The sequence below is a fragment of the Caballeronia sp. LZ033 genome (genome assembly GCF_031451265.1).
GTDB lineage: Bacteria > Pseudomonadota > Gammaproteobacteria > Burkholderiales > Burkholderiaceae > Caballeronia.
Genome location: NZ_JARUXQ010000002.1, coordinates 465,993 through 479,224 on the forward strand (window position 1 = coordinate 465,993; position 13,232 = coordinate 479,224).

At 64.3% G+C, this 13,232-nt stretch carries 11 protein-coding genes; all 11 read right to left on the minus strand.

Going from position 1 to position 13,232, the window contains the following annotated elements:
• The coding region (locus QCE62_RS17580) for a contractile injection system protein, VgrG/Pvc8 family (protein WP_309920963.1) at window positions 1–198 on the minus strand (198 nt) is incomplete at its 3' end.
• Between the two features lie 105 nt (window positions 199–303).
• Window positions 304–2,907 (minus strand): type VI secretion system ATPase TssH, encoded by a 2,604-nt coding sequence (tssH, locus tag QCE62_RS17585; RefSeq protein ID WP_309920967.1) that lies wholly within the window; start codon window positions 2,905–2,907, stop codon window positions 304–306.
• Window positions 2,900–4,066 carry a type VI secretion system baseplate subunit TssG gene (tssG, locus tag QCE62_RS17590; RefSeq protein ID WP_309920969.1) on the minus strand — a complete coding sequence of 389 codons (1,167 nt, stop codon included), beginning with the start codon at window positions 4,064–4,066 and terminating at the stop codon, window positions 2,900–2,902. The genes tssH and tssG overlap by 8 nt, the downstream gene beginning before the upstream one ends.
• Entirely contained in the window at window positions 4,030–5,898 is a 1,869-nt protein-coding gene (gene tssF, locus QCE62_RS17595; protein WP_309922873.1) for a type VI secretion system baseplate subunit TssF, read from the minus strand. The genes tssG and tssF overlap by 37 nt, the downstream gene beginning before the upstream one ends.
• Window positions 5,898–6,428 (minus strand): type VI secretion system baseplate subunit TssE, encoded by a 531-nt coding sequence (tssE, locus tag QCE62_RS17600; RefSeq protein WP_309920972.1) that lies wholly within the window; start codon window positions 6,426–6,428, stop codon window positions 5,898–5,900. Before tssE ends, tssF begins: the two co-directional genes overlap by 1 nt.
• 121 nt (window positions 6,429–6,549) lie before the next feature.
• A complete protein-coding gene (locus QCE62_RS17605) occupies window positions 6,550–7,032 on the minus strand; it encodes a type VI secretion system tube protein Hcp (RefSeq protein ID WP_309920975.1) in 483 nt (160 codons plus the stop codon).
• Window positions 7,033–7,093: 61 nt separating this feature from the next.
• Window positions 7,094–8,551, minus strand: coding sequence for a type VI secretion system contractile sheath large subunit (gene tssC, locus QCE62_RS17610; RefSeq protein WP_309906520.1), 1,458 nt, complete (start codon window positions 8,549–8,551; stop codon window positions 7,094–7,096).
• 118 nt (window positions 8,552–8,669) lie between these two features.
• Entirely contained in the window at window positions 8,670–9,242 is a 573-nt protein-coding gene (gene tssB, locus QCE62_RS17615; protein WP_309920978.1) for a type VI secretion system contractile sheath small subunit, read from the minus strand.
• Between the two features lie 59 nt (window positions 9,243–9,301).
• Entirely contained in the window at window positions 9,302–10,378 is a 1,077-nt protein-coding gene (tssA, locus tag QCE62_RS17620; RefSeq protein WP_309920981.1) for a type VI secretion system protein TssA, read from the minus strand.
• A 702-nt stretch (window positions 10,379–11,080) separates the two neighbouring features.
• Entirely contained in the window at window positions 11,081–11,731 is a 651-nt protein-coding gene (locus tag QCE62_RS17625; protein ID WP_309920984.1) for a DUF4286 family protein, read from the minus strand.
• A gap of 36 nt (window positions 11,732–11,767) precedes the next feature.
• Window positions 11,768–13,096, minus strand: coding sequence for an MFS transporter (locus QCE62_RS17630; RefSeq protein ID WP_309920986.1), 1,329 nt, complete (start codon window positions 13,094–13,096; stop codon window positions 11,768–11,770).
• Between the last annotated feature and the right edge of the window lie 136 nt (window positions 13,097–13,232).

A 13,232-nucleotide genomic window follows, 5' to 3' on the forward strand; every position in this document is an offset into this window, starting at 1 on the left:
GCGCGAGGTGAGCGTCTCGCGGCCATTGAACTCGAAGCGGGTGATCTGTCCGTCGAGATAGCGCAGCGCGCCGACCTGCGGCTGGATCTCCAGCGTGAGTGACTTGCCGAGGGCGCTCTTGAGATCGAGCGAAGCATCGCCCGAGACGAGTTGCACCTCGAAGTCGAAGAGGGTGGAAAGGGCTTCGTTTCCTGTCATGGAGCGGAAGCTGAGAGTGCCGACATCAAATGCGCTGCAATACGCGGTTACGACCTGTGCCATTTCTTTCTGCTCACTATCGATTAAGACCTGGGGAAATCCGGTTCAGCAAAGCGTGACTTGAAATTCATTGTTCTCGACGGAGATCCGCACTTCATTCAAGGTGCGGTTTTCGGCCAGCGCGGAGATGATTTCGCGGCTGATGAGGGGCAGGAGCGACTGCGTGATGATCGAATCGATCAAACGGCCGCCGGACTCCACCTCGGCGCAGCGCTCGTGGATCAGCAGGCCCACCTCGGGCGTGTGATGGAACGCGATCTCGTGCTGTTCAGCGAGGCGCCGTCCGATCGTGCGCAGCCGCATCGCGATGATTTCCTCGTACACGGCCCCGGAGAGCGGATAGAACGGCACCACCGTCAGGCGGCCGAGGAAGGCGGCCGTGAAATACTCGCGCAACGCATCGCGGATGCGCCGTTCCACCTGACTGCTCGCGGGCGCGGGCTCTTCCTGCGCGAGACGCATAATCTCGGCGTCACCGGCATTGGTGGTCAGGATCAGGATCGTGTTGCGGAAGTCGATGCGCCGGCCCTCGCCGTCCTCCATCCAGCCCTTGTCGAAGATCTGGTAGAAGGCTTCCTGCACATCGGGATGGGCTTTCTCCATCTCGTCGAGCAGCACGACGCTATACGGCCGCCGACGCACCGCCTCAGTCAGGATGCCGCCCTCGCCATAGCCGACATAACCCGGCGGCGCGCCCTTCAGCGTCGATACCGTGTGCGACTCCTGGAACTCGTTCATGTTGATGGAGATCAGGTTCTGCTCGCCGCCATACATCACCTCGGCCAGCGCCAGCGCTGTCTCCGTCTTGCCGACACCCGACGGACCGCACAACAGGAACACGCCGACCGGCCGTTGCGGATCGTCCAGCGCGGCGCGCGCGTTCTGCACGCGGCGCGCGATCGCATCCATTGCGGCGGGCTGTCCGATCACGCGGCGCGCCAGCGTCTGCGGCAACGCGAGCACCGATTGCGCTTCGTTGCGCAGCATCCTGCCGGCGGGAATGCCGGTCCAGTCGGCCAGCACCGCCGCGACCGTTTCCACATCCACGTCCACTTGAACGAGCGGCGTATCGCCCTGAAGCGCGGCGAGTTCGGTGCGCAGGCGTGCAAGCGTCGCGCGGCGGTCGCTGGCTTCCTGCGGATCGTGAGGTTCGGCGCGCAATGCGACGATCGCTTCCACCTGTTCGCGCTGCTGCTTCCAGCGCGCCTCGGACGCCGCGAGTTCCTGCTGCCGTTCGGCCAGCGCCTCGCCCAGCGCGGGCCTGATCTCGACCGGCAGGCCGATCAGCCGTTCGCGTTCCAGCGCGGCCTGTTCTGCTTCGAGCGCGCTGATCCGGCGTTGCAGATCCTCGACTGCCGGCGGCGGCGCATGCCGGCCCACGACGACCCGTGCGCACGCGGTATCCATCAGGCTGATGGCCTTGTCGGGCAATTGCCGCGCGGGCAGATAGCGGTTCGACAGGCGCACCGCCGCATCCACCGCCTGATCGAGGATGACGATGCGATGGTGCCTTTCGAGCCGGCCGACCAGTCCGCGCAGCATCGCGACGGCTTCGTCCTCCGAGGGCTCGCGCACCTGTATGGCTTCGAAACGCCGCGTCAGCGCGGGATCGCTTTCGATGTACTTCTTGTACTCGCTCCAGGTCGTCGCGCCGATGGTGCGCAACTGGCCGCGTGCGAGCGCGGGCTTGAGCAGGTTGGCGGCGTCGCCGGTGCCGTGCGCGCCGCCCGCGCCGATCAGCCGATGCACTTCGTCGATGAACAGCACCACCGGCCGCGTGCTGCGTTCCACCTCGCTGATGATCTGCTGCAAGCGTGCTTCGAACTCGCCCTTGACGCTGGCGCCCGCCTGCAACAGTCCCATGTCGAGCGAATAGAGCGTGACGTCGCGCAGGGCGGGCGGCACGTCGCCGGCGGCGATGCGCAAGGCCAGTCCTTCGGCGATGGCCGTCTTGCCGACGCCCGCCTCGCCGGTCAGCAGCGGGTTGTTCTGACGGCGGCGCATCAGCACGTCGATGACCTGGCGGATCTCCGACTCGCGGCCCGTGATCGGATCGATGCGGTCGGCGCGCGCCTGCGCCGTCATGTCGACGGCAAAGCGCTGCAACGCGGACTCGGCGGCGGCGCCTTCCGGGGCGGCTTCGGTCTCGGGCGTATCGGCGCTGTCCTTGTCCTCCGCGGACCCGGCGATGACTGCGGGAATCTCGTTCATCACGAGATCCGGGACGAGCTTGCCCCACTGCTGCGACGTGGCGAGCAGCTGATTGCGCAGCGACGGCGTCTTCAGGATGCCGGCCAGCAGGAACGCGCTGCGGATGCGCGCGCGGCCATAGGCAATCGTGCTGTAGACCCATGCGCGTTCGATGGCTTCATCGATGAAGGCGGAGAAGTCGGCGATTGCGCTGGCCCCGCGCGGCAGACGGTCCATCGCGACGGACAGATCGTGATCGAGCCGGCCCGCGTTGAGATCGAAACGCACGATCAGACGATGCAGGTCGCTGTCGTTTTCGGCCAGCATCTGATGGAGCCAGTGCACCAGCTCGACATACGGATTGCCACGCAGCTTGCACAGCGACGTCGCGCTTTCCAGCGAGCGGAACAGGAACGGATTGAGCTTGCCGTACAGGGCGGGACGGTTGATGTCAGTCATGGCAGGTCACAGGCGATTCGTTTCGGGTCTGTTCGGCGCGCCGCTGGCGCGCATGATGGGCGACGATGCCGGGGCCGTACACGAGGTCGCCGGCATCGGTGGGACTCAGGCGCTCGCCGACCCAGGTGTCCCAGCCCAGGCGCTGCTGCATGCCGACGCTCGCGCCGCGCACATCGGCCCGCGCCAGCAGGACCCTGACGTTCCAGTCCAGTTCGTCGCCGGCATAGAAGCGCACCCAGTCCGCCAGCTGCATCGCCGCTTCGGTATCGGGCAGGAACTGGCGGAAGCGTTCCATCGGCAACGGCCCGATCACGATCTCGAAGCCATGCTGCGCATCCCGCACCGCGCGGCCCAGAACCGCGCCCGCGCCGGACGCATTGGCGCCCAGCCGGAGCGGCAAGGCGCACTGGCGCGCCGGTTCAATGGCGATCCAGCCGGGCGCGTATTCGTTGATGCGCGTCTTCACGCCGAAGTAATCGGCGAGAATCCGGCACAGGCCTTCCGGGTTGCGAGTCTGCCTGACGAGATGCCCGGCCATGTAGTAGCGCGCGTGGTCCGCCACCGCGCCACGCCCCTTGAGCGACGGCTGGCCGAGATGAATCAGGCTCGCGATGTAGTCGTCGAAGCGGGCGTCGCCTGCGCGGTCCAGGCTCGCGCACGGCTGCGCATTCGCCCAGGCGCGGTAGAACAGCGCGATCAGCCGGTGATGAAACAGGTCCGCGAAGCCGGCCAGCGAGGTATCGCCGTGATTGCGCGCCCGCTCGTAGGCGTATTCGGTCAGATGCAGCGGCATCGGACCGTTGGGTCCGAACAGACCGAAGCCGAATACCGAGACCTGCGCGCGCTTGCGCTGATCGCGGCGTATTTCGGCGAGGGCCGCGGGCGCGAACGCAAGCGACGGACGCTGACCGAAGCGCACCGGCTCGTCGCGCGGATGGGACGCACGGCCGAGCCGCACCGGCGTGACCGCACAGGCGTCGATCCAGCGCATCAGCTCGAACAGGTCGTACTCGTAGGGCGCGGCCGCCGCCTGCTCCAGCAGACGGTCGAGCCGCTCCTCGCGCGGCGGCGGGGCGGGTCTGACGGACGGAGCCTCTTCGGTCCGGCCGTAGACCGCCTGTGTCAGGCTGTCGGCCGGCAGCCGATCCGGGGCTTCCATCGTCCGATCTCTCCTCTCTGCAAGGTTTCGATGACCAGTTCGCTGAAGCTGTTCAGCGATACATGGCGCGCAAAAAACTGGTCCAGCACGGCGCCGAACAGATGCATGTCGTACGGTTCGAAGACGGCTTCCTCGAGCAGCACGGTGATGCACACGCCCCGGCCGTACATGATCGGACCCGCATGCGGCAGCGCGCGGCACACGGGCTCGACGCGCACGCTGCGGATGCCCTGGATCTGCTTCGTCAGCGCGGGATCGGCGAGGTCCGCATAGAGCCCGAGCAGCTCGCGCAAGGCGGCGGCGCCCTGCGTGCCGTCGAGATCGGTAAGCGTCAGATAGTTGAGGCCCAGATGGCTGATGAGACGCCAGGTGATCTCGTTCTCCGCGATGGACGCACGCGGCACGCTCGGTCCCTTCAGCACCTTGATGGTTCCCGCCGGCGCCGATACGGTCAGCGTGAAGTCGGCCTTCGCGCCGAGCGGCATCAGGATGGCGAGATCGCGATTGGTACACAGCGCATCCACGGATATGTGGCGCAGCTCGCCGCTGAACGGCGCTTCATGCTGATCGACGAGCGACACGAACACTTCGCTGCCCGCGTAATCGCTGCGGTGATGACCGCGCAGCCGCGCGCTGGACAGGCGCGGTTCACGGCGCGTCGAGAAGTAGCAACCCGCGCTGTTGCGCTGATGCGCATGCGGGGAATAGAACGGCAGGAAGGTCTGCTCCCGGCCTTCGGGACCGCCGTGTCCCGTCACGCGGTTGACGCGGTACACCTCGTAGTCGAGCGGCCGCGAGCGGTCCACGACGATGTGATATTCATGCTGCCGGCGCGACACCGGCATGCGGTCGGTGCGCTTCGGGAACAGGTTGGCGGCGGGTGTGCAATAGAGCGCGAGGCTGCGTGCATCGACCGACCGATACAGTTCTTCCGCGCGCTCGTCGAACATCACCAGCAGCTCGCACGCCGTGCCGGCCGTGCGCAATGCGTCGCGCAATCCGCCGATGCTGAAGAACAGCAGCCGCGACGGATACGCAAAGTACTCGTGCAGGATGCGATGCCCGCTGAATGCGCGCATGTCGTCCGGCAGCAGGGCCTGGCCGGCATCGAGTCCTTCGTGACGGATCGCATCGGCGGGCAGGCTTCGGTAGAGCGGCGTCTTGCTGGCCGGATCGCGCACAGCCGCGGCCACCACGCGCTCGCCCAGCAGCAGCCTGAGCAGATGCTGCGCCTGCTGCGTCTGGCCGCCGAGAAAGAAGCTCAGGCGTTCGAGTGGCAGGTCGGCGAAGCGCGCCGCGCCGTCGGTTTCCAGGCGGATGCGCAATACGCTGCGCACGGTGCGTTGCGGGTCGAGCAAGGCGGACGGCAAGTCTTCCGGCGCCGGCTCCATGCGCACCGCCGTGATGCGGATGGGCCACAGCGTGACCTCGTGCGCGGTCCTGAATTCGCAGGCCGTCTGTTCGCCCGCGGTCACGTTGGCGCGCAGGGCGGTGCCGGCGGGCAGGGTATAGCCGCTCGCGAGATTGCCGACATCGAGATCGGGCGGAATCTGCACGATGGCCATGGCGGGCAGCGGCGACAGATAGCCGGGATAAACCAGTTCCAGCAGCCGTTGCGAGAAGCGCGGGAACTCGGCATCCATCTTCAGGTGGATGCGCGCGGCCAGGAAGCTGAAGCCTTCGAGCAGACGCTCGACATACGGATCGACGACTTCCGTGTCGCGCATGCCGAGCCGGCCCGCGATCTTCGGATACTCGGCGGCGAACTCCGCGCCCAGTTCGCGCAGATAGCTCAGTTCGCGGCTGTAATAGTCGAGCAGGCGGCCGTCCATCATTCGTTCCCCGGCGCTTGCAGCACCATGTAGCCGTTCTCGAGATCGACTTCCGAGCGGAACACGAACTCGAAGGGATAGGGCACGGCCCAGATCTGTCCGCGAATCTCCAGGACCAGCAGGTTGTGATGCAACAGGGAGTCGCTGTTGTTCTCGACGCACTTCACTTGCAAACTGTCGGGAACGATGCGCGTCTCGAACGCCAGGATCGCCTCACGGATGGTCCGTTCGATGTCGGTCCATTCGACCTCCGACATCCGCAGGCCCGCCAGCGCGCCCGTGCCGAAGTTGATGACGGACTCGCGTACGCCCGCATACGGGGCGAGATCGACAGTCGCTTCGAGGTTCGTCGTGTTGAGCAGCCAGCGCAAGTCGCGCAGCACCGATTCGCGCAGCAACGCGCGCGTCAGCATGAAGGCGCCGTCCGCTTCGCGCCTTTCGTGCGGCGCCTGATCGGTCAGGCGGTCAAGCAAGACGGGCGTCAGCCGGCGTCCGGCCGGTTGCGTATGACGTGATGGCAATTTGCGCATGCTGCTCGCGGTGGTTGATGCGAGTGGGTCGGGGCCTTGCGGCCGGCAAAGGGTCCAGGATCATGACGTTGCATGCCGGGCGAATGCGTCCGCCCGGCGCCACACATTCAGACTCGGTGCGTCAGGCTTCCTGGTTTTGCTTGATGTTCCACGAGAGCGTGCTCGCGCTGCCGCGATTACCCTGGTCGGTCTGCTCCCAGTACTGCTGCTGCACGTTCGCGGCCTGGAACGTGTAGGTCACGAGCACGGCATCGCCCGTACTGGCGGCGGCATGGGTGACGGACGTCACCAGCACTTCGCTGAGCGTGATGCGCTGATACTCGACCTGTGTACCGCCGGCCTTGCAGACGGAGATTTCCACCGTCGGCAGGTGCTTGCCGTTCGAGCAGTACTTCAAAATGGCGGGCGATGCCTTGTCGATCGGCGCCGTCACCTGCAGATCGCTGTAGCTCACCTTGCCCAAGCCGCCGCCGCTGCCGGAAGCCATGCTGCCGGGCTGGTTGGCGCCCCACGCATAGGACTGCACGTTCGACCAGCCCTGATGGTTCGCATCCTTCGATTCGCCTGTTACGCCATCCACCCGCATATACATATCAACAGCCATTTTCAGTTCTCCGGGATTAAATGAAACAAGGGTATCGCCACGGTGATCGTGACGAACGTTGCTACGAAGCACTGCCTTCCTTTAACGATGGCAGCTTGGAAACCAGCCGAAGAGAAACCGTGAGCCCTTCGAGCTGATAGTGCGGGCGTAGAAAGAACTTCGCGGTGTAATAGCCCGGGTTGTCGTCGGCTTCCTCGACCATGACCTCGGCGGCGGCAAGCGGCTTCTTCGCCTTGGTTTCCTGCGAGGAATTGACCGGGTCGCCATCGACATAGCTCATGATCCAGTCGTTGAGCCAGCTCTCCATGTCCCGGCGTTCCTTGAATGAACCGACCTTGTCGCGGACGATGCATTTCAGGTAATGCGCAAACCGGCAGCAGGCGAACAGATACGGCAGCCGTGCCGCCAGGCGCGCGTTTTCAGTGGCGGCGTTGTCGTAGTACTCGCTCGGGCTTTGCAGCGATTGCGCGCCGATGAACGCGGCGACGTCGGAGTTCTTGCGATGCACGAGCGGCATGAAGCCGTTCTTCGCCAGCTCGGCTTCGCGACGGTCGCTGATCGCGATCTCGGTCGGACACTTGGCGTCGACGCCGCCGTCGTCGGAGGGGAACGTATGCATCGGCAGGTTCTCCACCGCGCCGCCCGACTCCACGCCGCGAATGGACGTACACCATCCGTAGTGCTTGAACGAACGGTTGATGTTCGCGGCCATCGCATAGGCCGAGTTGATCCACATGTAGTTGCGGTGATCGACGCCGTCGGTGTTCTCTTCGAAGTCGAATTCATCCACCGGCAGCGTGTTGATGCCGTAGGGCAGGCGGCCCAGGAAGCGCGGCATGGTCAGGCCGATATAGCGGGAATCGTCCGACTCGCGCAGACCGCGCCAGGCGGCGTACTCCGTGTTCTGGAAGATCTTGGTCAGGTCGCGCGGATTGGAAAGTTCCTGCCATGAATCCATCTGCATGACCGAAGGCGAGCCCGCCGCGATGAACGGGCAATGCGCCGCCGCCGCGATCTTCGACAGCTCGCCCAGCATCTCGACATCGGGCGGACTGTGATCGAAATAGAAGTCGCCGACCAGTCCGCCCAACGGCTCGCCGCCGAACTGTCCATACTCTTCTTCATAGATCTTCCTGAACACCGGGCTCTGGTCCCAGGCCACGCCCTTGTAGCGCTTGAGCGTGCGCGCCAGTTCCTTCTTCGAGATCGGCATGAAGCGGATCTTCAGCATCTCGTCGGTTTCGGTGTTGGTAACGAGGTAGTGCAGGCCGCGCCAGGCCGACTCGAGGTTCTGGAAGGCCGGATGATGCAGGATCTCGTTGATCTGGTCGGACAGCTTCCGGTCGATCTCCGCGATGATGGCCTGGATGCCCTGATAGGCATCGGCGGACATCACGGCGGCGTGTTCGAGCGCCTGATGCGCAAGCGTCTTCACCGCGCTTTCGATGGCCTGATGCGCCTGATCCGTCGTCGGCTTGAGCTCCTTGTTCAGCAGATCCCTGAAGTGATCCACCTCCATCGTCTGCGGGTGGTCGGCGTGCTCGGCGTGCTCGGCGTGTCTGGTGGTCGTCATGCGTTTATTCCGTCAGTGAAGTCTGCGCTGTCCATGTCGTGGCGTTCGCGAGGCAGGGACGCGCTCAGGCGTCCTGTTCGCCCGGCTGCGCTGCGTCGGACGGCGCCGTGGATGCGTCGTCCTGCGGTTTCGCGCTTTTGGCGAGCGCCTTGAGCAGCGCCGGATCGGCAAGCGCTTTTGCGAGGAGTTCTTCCGCGCCATTCTTGCCGTCCATGTACGAAAGCAGATTGGCGAGCTGGGTCCGCGCGTCCAGAAGATGACTGAGCGAGTCGACATTGCGCGCAATCCGGCCCGGCGTGAAGTCGTCCATGCTCTCGAAGGTCAGATCCACTTGCAGGCGGCCATCGCCGCCGAGCTTGTTCGGGACCTGGAACACAGCGCGCGGCTGGATGGACTTCATGCGTTCATCCAGGTTGTCGATATCGACTTCGAGGAACTTGCGCTCGCCGATCTCGGGCTGCACCTTGCGGGTATCGCCCGCCAGGTCCGCCATCACGCCCATGACAAAGGGAATCTCGACTTTCCGCTCGCTGCCGTAGATCTCGACGTCATATTCGATCTGCACGCGCGGCGCACGATTCCTGCCGATGAATTGCTGACCGCCCTGACGCGATCGGGTCTGTTTTGCTTTCGTCACGGATTGCCTCCAGTAAGCTTGCTCGTGTGCGCATGGGTTGGCCGTCCAGGCCGCATCGTTCAGCCTGGCTGAACTGGTGGTTCGCCCGGCTTCGGGCTGTTCGCCAGTACGTCGAGTTGCGGGATGCCGGCCGGCATCATGTCCCGCACGATCTCGTAGAAGCTCATGCCCATCAGCCGTATCGCTCGACGAATGAGGAGCGGCGCCGGGTGCCCCGGTTCGTGAAGCTCGAGATAGGCGCAGGCCTTCTGCAGCAACGCGATCACTTCGGCGCGCGAACGCAACGCGTGATGCACCGGGTTCGGCAGCGGCTCGGCTGTGCTATCGGGCAGCGCGCCGGCGAGCGCTTCATGCGGTGAGCCGTGGTCATCGAGCGGCAGCGGCGCGTCGGCAACCTGGCCGCGAAGCGGCTGCGCGGCATCGCCAATGAGGCGCAAGGGCGCTTCGACACTGCGGAAGTCCGGCACCCAGCTATCGCCGAGTTCGCGCTGCACGGTCTGCGCGATGTGCTTCAGTGCCGCGAGAATCTCCGGGATGCGCGCGGTGAGGCTGTGCGGCGCATTCGCCGCGAGCACAAGCTGCTGACGCAGTTCGGGTCCATCCAGATTCAGCGATGCCGCCGCCTGCGAGGCATGGCCATCGAGGAGGGCGGCGGCGTCGCGCATGTTCAGGCTGCCTTGCTTCAGGCGCAGGATGGTGGCGTTGCGGATTGCACGTCCGATGCTTTCGGGATCGCCGAGATTGCGCAGCGCATTGATGCGCATCAGCGGATCGCTTTCGCCATCGGTCTCGATGCGCGGATGCAGCGCCGGCCAATAACGCTCCAGCAATTCGGCGATCAGCGCGACGCCGCGCCGGTATCCGGCCAGCCCATCCAGTTCGACCCATGCGCGTGTCAGCAGCGTGGCGACCCGCAGATCTTTGGTGCGCTTCAACAGTCCGCTCGCCCGCAAAGCCACCTGATGCCAGTCCGGGTTTTCAGCGGGGATGATCGTCGAGCCGAACTGCTGTTCGGTCTTGCCGACAGCGAGTCGTTCGAGATCGATGAACGCCTGGTCGTAGCTCAGCTCGTCACCACACGGCGCCTCATCCGCGACGGGCTCGAGCAGCGAGCTGTCATGCGGATCGGCTTCCATGGCGGCTGCGTTATCTGACGAGATGTGCATCTTGAGTTCGACGAATAAGAATCGGCTGCCGTCCCGGCTTTCATTCCAGACGCCGTGGAATACATCCATTGGGGCTGGAAAAAAGGAAGTCAGGCGGTTTGAAATACGTCGCGATCGACGTCATGGAAATGACGGACGCGTCAGACTCAGGCGTGAAAGCACGCGGGACGAATAACGGGAACCGGACGACCGTCGCTGGACTGCGCGACGGGCAACCGGGCTTCGATTCAGGGATGTTTTGCGTCTGAATGATGCGCGCATCCTGCTTGCGCGCGGCGCTGCTGCTTCCTGACTTGAGAGGCAGGCGGGCCGCTGGCTTGCTGGTTCCGCGAGTTCCTGCGCGGCGTTCAAGCCGATCCGCTGCACCGGAACTGCATCTTCACAATCGACGGAGTCAATGTTAGACGCTGAAAACCAATAATGGACATATCACTGTTTTGCATGACGACTGCGCGCTTTTGATGTTTTGAATTCTGTTGCGGCAAATCGATCGATAGCAGAAATCGTTGACGGGTATAACTTACAAATCAACGAATTCATATTACTGGAATATTCTACGGAAACAGGGATTCTTGTCACACGACTTTGGTCCTTTGGAGGCTCTTATTATCTTGCAGGACATGGGGCGCTTGATGGGGCTTTTCATCACGCGCCTCGTTTCATGCGTCGAAGTTATCGATGACTGCCGAAGACCGCGTCGTGAAGTTGAAACGCGCCGTCGAGTTCCGGAACGTCACGGCTTGCTGCCGTGACCGCACGATCAAGCGAAGCGCGGTCCAACGCTTCGATCACGATGAGTCCGGCGAACGCGCCTTCCTCACTGCGGCGCATCGACTTCTCGCGCGTGGAGATGGATGTCGAATCGGACTGCACGCGCATCACGCGGACCGCGACGACCCAGTCCAGTTGCGCAAGCGCATCCAGGCGCTCGCCGGTCAGCGCAGCGGGTATGTCATCTTCGAAGCGTGCGATCGCGATGTGACTGCCATGACCGCGCGCATGTCCCGCTTCATGGCTCAGCGTGCCGCCGCCGCGCCGGAAGTGCATCAGCGTGGGCATGATGCGCTGGGTCCACGGCGTGGGCGCGTTGAGCCGCGTCAGATAGCCCTCGCTCGACATGACTTCGGCATGGTCGAGTTCATAGAGCATCAGGTACTCGGACGGCTTGCTGTCGCGCCGCCTGAAGACACGTCCCGAGCAGAAGCCCGGCACGCTCACCCGCTCGAACACATGTTCGCGCGTGAGCCAGTGCAGATAGTCGGTTTCGGCTTCCGGAGCGATGGTGCTCCAGATAGCCAGCAGGCCGCGGTGTGATTCGTTCATCGGCTTCCTCGTTCGATTTGATGGATAAGATGTCGCTCAAAAGCTGGCCTGCTGCGCGCCGGCGTCGCGTTTGCCGAGGACTTCATCGGCGGAATCCAGGCGGTTCAGATCCACGCCGGCGGTCTCCGGCCCGATCGCGATCATGCAGAAGGACAACACGTTCAATGCCGCGACCAGCGCGACGAGCGGCCATGGCGAGCCATGGCTCAGGTTCAGCAGCCACGTCGCGACCACCGGAATCGGGCCGCCCGCGAACAGGCTCGCGCCGGTGAAGGCCAGCGCCGAGCCGGAATAGCGCACGTTAGTCGGGAAGGCTTCGGCGAACGCCACGGGCTGGATGCCGGTCTGCACTTGCGTGAAGCCCATGAACAGGCCCATTGCGATGGCCATCGGCACGAAGCTGCGGGTGCCCAGCACGGGGAAATAGAACAACATGATGACGAGGGTCGCCGCCGAGGCGAGCATCAGCGCGCGCCTGCGGCCGATGCGGTCGCTCAGCAGGCCGCCGAGAATCGAGCCGGCGACGGCACATGCGTTGGCGATCATCAGCAGCGTGAAGCCGGTTTGCTTCGGCACGCCGAGCGTGTTGGTCAGATAACCGAGCGTGAACACGACCGCGAGATAGAACAGCGCGGTGGGACCGCAAAAGAACAGCATCATGCGGATGATGGTCTTGTAGTGCAGGCGGAATGCATCCTTGAGGGGACTGCTGACCGACGCGACGGCGGACTGCTTCATCTGCAGAAAGGCGGGCGTCTCGGCGACGCGCAGCCGGATATAGATGCCCACGAGCACGAGCAGGAAGCTCATCACGAAGGGAATGCGCCAGCCGTAGCGCGTGAAGGCATCGGCGCTCATGGTCGCGGACAACAGCAAGAGGACCGCATTGGCGAGGATCTGGCTGAGCGGCGCGCACATGCCGATCAGGCCGGAGTACTTGCCGCGCCGGTCGGCGGGTGCGTGTTCCAGCGCCATCAGCTGACCGCCCGTCGATTCACCGCCCAGCGCGAAGCCCTGGATGATGCGCAACAGGACGAGCAGGATCGGCGCGAGCATGCCGATCTGCGCGTAGGTGGGCAAGAGGCCCATCAGCACCGAGGTGATGCCCATCACCGAGACGGTGCCGAGCATAAGATTGCGGCGGCCGATCTTGTCGCCGAAATGGCCGCAGATGATCGCGCCCAGCGGCCGTGCCGCCAGCCCCACGCTGAAGGTGGCCAGCGAGGCGAGCAGGGCGGAGCTGGGCTCCATCGCCGGGAAGAACAGTTTGGGCAGGACCGTGGCGGCCACCGAACCGTATAGCGTGAAGTCGAACCATTCGAGTGCGGTGCCGAAGGTCGCCGCACTGACGGCGCGGTTCGCCATCGATTGCTTGCTGCTTGTTGCGTGTGCCGATTCCAATTTGTCTCCTCCCGGAAGATATGCTGTTGCCGATCGTGCAGGCGTGCGCGTCCCTTCGCATCGGGATGCTAATTAAAATGAAAATGCTGATGCGACAGGC

Coding starts and splice junctions, on each gene's coding strand:
- tssA (WP_309920981.1), bottom strand. CDS start 10,378: ATGGAAGCCGATCCGCATGACAGCTCGCTGCTCGAGCCCGTCGCGGAT.
- QCE62_RS17605 (WP_309920975.1), bottom strand. CDS start 7,032: ATGGCTGTTGATATGTATATGCGGGTGGATGGCGTAACAGGCGAATCG.
- QCE62_RS17625 (WP_309920984.1), bottom strand. CDS start 11,731: ATGAACGAATCACACCGCGGCCTGCTGGCTATCTGGAGCACCATCGCT.
- tssE (WP_309920972.1), bottom strand. CDS start 6,428: ATGCGCAAATTGCCATCACGTCATACGCAACCGGCCGGACGCCGGCTG.
- tssF (WP_309922873.1), bottom strand. CDS start 5,898: ATGGACGGCCGCCTGCTCGACTATTACAGCCGCGAACTGAGCTATCTG.
- tssH (WP_309920967.1), bottom strand. CDS start 2,907: ATGACTGACATCAACCGTCCCGCCCTGTACGGCAAGCTCAATCCGTTC.
- tssG (WP_309920969.1), bottom strand. CDS start 4,066: ATGGAAGCCCCGGATCGGCTGCCGGCCGACAGCCTGACACAGGCGGTC.
- tssC (WP_309906520.1), bottom strand. CDS start 8,551: ATGGAGGTGGATCACTTCAGGGATCTGCTGAACAAGGAGCTCAAGCCG.
- QCE62_RS17630 (WP_309920986.1), bottom strand. CDS start 13,096: ATGGCGAACCGCGCCGTCAGTGCGGCGACCTTCGGCACCGCACTCGAA.